This is a genomic window from Candidatus Proelusimicrobium excrementi, from assembly GCF_937881865.1.
GTDB classification, from domain to species: domain Bacteria; phylum Elusimicrobiota; class Elusimicrobia; order Elusimicrobiales; family Elusimicrobiaceae; genus Proelusimicrobium; species Proelusimicrobium excrementi.
In genome coordinates this window covers 1-3865 of the sequence record NZ_CALGEO010000043.1, presented here as the reverse complement: position 1 = coordinate 3865, position 3865 = coordinate 1, and the positions used below count along the sequence as shown (strand labels likewise).

At 43.6% G+C, this 3865-nt stretch carries 4 protein-coding genes and 1 pseudogene; 4 read left to right on the top strand and 1 reads right to left on the bottom strand.

Features of this window, described 5'->3' with window-relative positions; all coding sequences use genetic code 11:
* Nucleotides 1–520: ABC transporter permease (locus ACQY26_RS02310; RefSeq protein WP_428047465.1), on the top strand; the 520-nt coding region annotated here is incomplete at its 5' end.
* 87 nt (nucleotides 521–607) lie between these two features.
* Here ACQY26_RS02310 and ACQY26_RS02305 read toward each other — a convergent pair.
* Entirely contained in the window at nucleotides 608–1180 is a 573-nt protein-coding gene (locus ACQY26_RS02305) for a tetratricopeptide repeat protein (RefSeq protein ID WP_428047464.1), read from the bottom strand.
* A gap of 86 nt (nucleotides 1181–1266) precedes the next feature.
* On the opposite strand from ACQY26_RS02305, the gene ACQY26_RS02300 reads away from it, so the two are divergent.
* The 3 genes and pseudogenes from ACQY26_RS02300 to ACQY26_RS02290 form a co-directional block, all read left to right on the top strand.
* On the top strand, nucleotides 1267–2301 hold the full coding sequence (locus ACQY26_RS02300) for a glycosyltransferase family 9 protein (protein ID WP_428047463.1): 1035 nt from the start codon (nucleotides 1267–1269) through the stop codon (nucleotides 2299–2301).
* Entirely contained in the window at nucleotides 2267–3028 is a 762-nt protein-coding gene (locus ACQY26_RS02295; RefSeq protein ID WP_428047462.1) for a glycosyltransferase family 2 protein, read from the top strand. Before ACQY26_RS02300 ends, ACQY26_RS02295 begins: the two co-directional genes overlap by 35 nt.
* A 379-nt stretch (nucleotides 3029–3407) precedes the next feature.
* Nucleotides 3408–3824 (top strand): annotated as a pseudogene (locus tag ACQY26_RS02290) (RNA polymerase sigma factor); the annotation flags it as partial.
* Between the last annotated feature and the right edge of the window lie 41 nt (nucleotides 3825–3865).

Sequence of the window (3865 nt, the reverse complement as noted above, 5' to 3'; positions counted from 1 at the left end):
TGCCGACGCCGAGGAAGAAATAACCATACTTCTGCGCCAGCGGCACAACATAACCGGCAAAAAGGAAGATGACTTCATTATCCGCAATTTAACCCAAATGATGGAAAGCGCAATGGAAGCCAGCCAGACTTTTTCCCTCCTGCTTGCGGCGATAGCGTCAATATCTCTTTTGGTCGGCGGCATAGGCATTATGAACATTATGCTCGTTTCCGTTACGGAAAGAACAAGGGAAATCGGCATACGTATGGCCATAGGCGCGAAATCCTGGGATATAAGGCTTCAGTTTTTGGTGGAAGCTTTGGTGCTTTCCCTTACGGGCGGGCTTTTGGGCATAGCTTTGGGTATTTCCGTAGCCGTAGGCATAAAAACTTTTGCGCCGGACTTTCTGCCCGTAAGAATTACGATTTTTCCCATGGTGATATCGTTTATTTTTTCGGGCTTGGTCGGGATATGCTTCGGCTTCTTCCCGGCGTATAAAGCCTCGACGCTGAACCCCATAGACGCTTTAAGGTTCGAATAGCGTATGGCAGTCCCCAGCCTATTTTACGCTTAAAAAAGCTATCCCCGGGCTTAATACCCGGGGATTTTTATGCTGAGCAAAAAATTATTAATTTTCCAAAGCTTCCGCCGCTTTAAAATCGGCTTCGGCTTCCTGCGTCATGCCGAGTTTTTCATAGCATACGCCGCGCATATAGTAAATCTGATAAACCGGGCGCAGAGCCAAAGCTTTGTCATATTCTTTAATCGCCGCGTTATAATTGCCGGTGGAATAATATATCCCCCCCAAAGAATTTAAAGCGGCCACATTTGCGGGATAAAGTTCCAAAGATTTAAGCAAAGCTTCCCTGGCTTTTGCGTATTCGCCCTTGGCCGCATACGCCGCACCCAAAGCGGAATAAAGCTCCGGCACGTTCTTATCGGAATCTAAAACCACGCCGAAATCATCTATCGCCTTGTCATACTCCCCTGCGGAATAAAGCAAAGTCCCGCGGGAAAGATACGCTTCCGCGTTATAGGGATCTTCGGCAACGGCTTTGTTAAAATATTTAAGAGCTTTCTGAACCCGGCCGGTTTTATAATACATTTCCCCCTTGGCCAAATATTCCGAAGATTTTGACACCGGCACGCTTGAACACGCCGCGACGAGCAAACAAATTAAAGGGATTAGGAACTTCTTCATAAAGCGAAACCTCCTGCAAAGATAAAATAAATTTACCATAATTTGATTCTTTTTTAAATATCCGCCTTAAATGTTAAAATATAATTGTGAATAATATTTTGCTTATCTGCCCCGACGCCCCGGAAAAACTTATCGCGCTTACGCCCGCTTTGAGCATACTAAAGCGCAATTTCCCGCGGGCGAAAATAAGCGTAATATCCCCACAGCCGTGGTTTTTTAAAAACAATTCGGCCGTCTTCAGCAGCATACCTTTGCCGCGCTTTCACAAGCTGCGGCGTTTGCTTAAAGAAGAAAAATACGATCTTCTTATTCTTACAAAACCCTCTTTTAAATACGCTTTGGCCGCATTTTTGGCCGGAGTAAAAAAACGCATTATGCCGCATAATTTTTATACGTCTTTTCTGGCGGATACTCCCGTCAGAACCGAAGCGGGGCAAAGCGCGGAGAAGTTTTTTATAAGTCTTTTAAAGCCTTTGTTCGTTTATCTTTTCCCCGCGGAGCGCAAAATCTTCGTAGACAAGCGGGAAGAAGAACAAGCCGCCGAAATACTTAAACAGGCCGAGCTGGAAGCGAAAGACAAATTTATATGCATTTTTCCCGGGGCGAAACGCGCTCATTTAAACTGCGGCAAAGAGTTTTACGCCAAGCTTAACGATAAAATAGCCTTAAAGCACAAAAATTTGAAAATTCTTCTGCTGACAAACGGGAAAGAAGACATCCACACGGCGAATGAAATTTTTTGGCGTTGCATAAAAAAGCCCGCCATTATACGCGAAGTCCTAGATTTAGACGTTTTAAGCGCGGTTATAGCGTACTCGCAAGGCGTTATAGGCGGATGTTCCCTGCCGGCGCATATAGCGGCGGCTTTGGGCAAAAAAAGTATAGTTTTTGCGCCTCTGAAAGCGGAAGATTTTTTAGATATTCCCCCCGCTTCCGCAATTATAAAACCAAAGCCTCAGCCATGTGAAGGCAACTGCCTTAAAACCTGCCGCGCCTGCTGCCTTAAAAGCATAACTTTGGCGCAAACCTATGAGGTTTTTGATAAAATATTTACACTGAAAAACAGTCCTAAAAAGGGGATTTTTAATGAAGAGAGAACTTTCAGTCTTTTTAATAACTAAGCAGGAAGGGGCCAATTTGAGGACTTGCCTTGAAAGCGTAAAAGGCCTTGCCGACGAGATTATCATCCTTGACAGCGGCAGCACCGACGACACTTTAAAAATCGCCGCGGAATTTAACGCCAAAACAGGGTTTAAGGAATTTGAGTCTTTCACAGAGCAAAAAAACGCCGCTTTGAAAATGTGCTCAAAACCGTGGGCCTTAAGTTTGGACGCGGACGAGCGGCTAACCCCGGCCCTGCGCAAAGAAATCGCCGATTTGCTTTCTTCAAAAAATATGGACGACTGCGGCGGATATTACCTTAAACGTTCCACCGTATTTTTAGGCCGCAGAATGAAGCACAGCGGCGTAAACAACGAAAGAATTTTAAGGCTGGTAAAAACAGACTCCGCGGAATATACCGGCGGCAGAGTGCATGAAGTTCTGGAAGTTAAAGGCCAAACCGGCGAACTTAAAAACATTTTTTTGCATAACACTTACACGTCCATAGAACAGTATTTTTACAAATTTAACAGATATACGTCTTTAGGCGCGGTTACCATGGCGGAAAGAGGTAAAAAGTTCCGCTTTATAAATTTGCTTCGTCCGCCTTTGGAATTTTTCAAAATATACGTGTTAAAGCTGGCCTGTTTAGACGGCATACAAGGCTTTTTATGGGCGCTTTTCAGCAGTATGTATCCCTCCGTAAAATACGCAAAACTTTGGGAAATATACCATAACAAAAAATAAGATTTTCCCTTATCCTCGGGGTTAATTTGCAAGCAAAACCCCGCGCCTGAAATCAAGCGCGGGGCGGTTAGTTGAGAGGCTTTTAAGCCTTAAAATATTAATTTATGTACTCTACCGCGCCGTTATCCGACCAATCCTGCCGTCCATAATTTGTATTGGGATAAAGATTTTAGGCTTTAGCGCAACAAACGCCATTCGTACATTTTGATGCATCCACAACCGAAGTGCTGGAACCAAGCCCGCAACACTTCAACGGTTCAATCCACATATAAGGACCGCACCAAACATTGTGCCCACCGGTGGTGCAATACGCGTCATGATTTGCCGCCGCGCCGCATAGCCTAAACTTACGCAGGCGAAAAGACAGAATACCGCAAAAAATGCATTGGAACGGAGAAATTCGATATTGTTTTCCGATATGCGTGCAGAAGAAGACGTTTTTGAATATGAAGTACAAGATGATAATGTTTCTTATCAGCCGGAAACAGCATATACCAGACAGGAAACACAATTATTAGTGCATGAACTGATTAATTCACTTTCCGAAGAACAGAGATTATGTATCTTAATGTTTCATATTGAAGGATTATCGATTTCAACAATAGCATCTATACTTGGCTGTTCTGAGAATACTGTAAAATCCCGTTTAAATTATGGTAGGAAAAATATCAGGCAGAAGGCGGAAGAATTGCAAAAGAAAGGATACAAATTGTACAATCTCGCACCGATTCCATTTCTTTTATATCTTTTACGTCAGGAAGAGAGAATACATTTTTACCAAAACAGTATTCCCTGACTTGTGCTTATTCAGATGTGTAGCATACGCAGTATAACACA